Below are 739 nucleotides of genomic sequence, written 5' to 3' on the forward strand. Positions count from 1 at the left end.
GAGCTTGCCGAAGCGTGGCTTTTCGTCCTTGCGGTCGGGCCGGATGAGGTGGGCGCCGAGGTCTTCGGTGATGAACCGTTCGAAGTCTTTACCGGAGAAGCCTTTATCGCCCAGGATGACCTGGCCGGCGCGGACGAGGTGGTGGTCCTTTTCCAGCAGCGCCTGGGTGACTTCGCGTTCCCCGATTTTCGGGTTTGCCAGACCCCAGATCACAGGCATGCCTTCCGGGGTGCTGATCAGGTAGAGCCGGAAGCCCCAGAAGTAACGCGAATGGGAAGCGCAGTAGCCATAACCGGCGTGACCGGACAGATCGCTGCGTTTGACGGTCTCCCGCGACATGCCGCAGGGCAGCGGCGTGGAATCGACCAGCCGGAGCACGTCATGCCAGGACGGGGTGTCTTTGGCCAAGGCCGTGATCGTCGCGGAAATCAGCGTCCCGGCGGCCCGGAGCCGTTTGTTGTAGCCGGACTGTTGCGGGATGGAGGGGAACATGCCGGTCAGGTGGGTCCGAGCGTACCGGATCCACCGGGTTTCGGAGGAGAACCCGAGCAGTTGCTGGGCCACCACCAGGCAGAGCAGCTCCGCATCCGAGAGGCTGGGTTTGCGCCCGGGCCGCCGGTCCCGTGACACGCCAAGATCCGGCAGGACACGGTCGGTGAGAAGGACATAGAGTGTGGTCAGGAGAGTGTTCAATTCGGGGTTCACATACTGGGTTTAACACTCTCCGCCTGACTTTAAA

At 62.8% G+C, this 739-nt stretch carries 1 protein-coding gene; it reads right to left on the reverse strand.

Features of this window, described 5'->3' with window-relative positions:
* Positions 1-705, reverse strand: a 705-nt coding sequence (locus tag QK290_RS18515) for an IS982 family transposase (RefSeq protein WP_282332133.1), incomplete at its 3' end; no start/stop codon positions are given.
* Positions 706-739: the final 34 nt, after the last annotated feature.

Source organism: Pseudarthrobacter sp. AL07, assembly GCF_029960665.1.
In the GTDB taxonomy this organism is placed as follows: domain Bacteria; phylum Actinomycetota; class Actinomycetes; order Actinomycetales; family Micrococcaceae; genus Arthrobacter.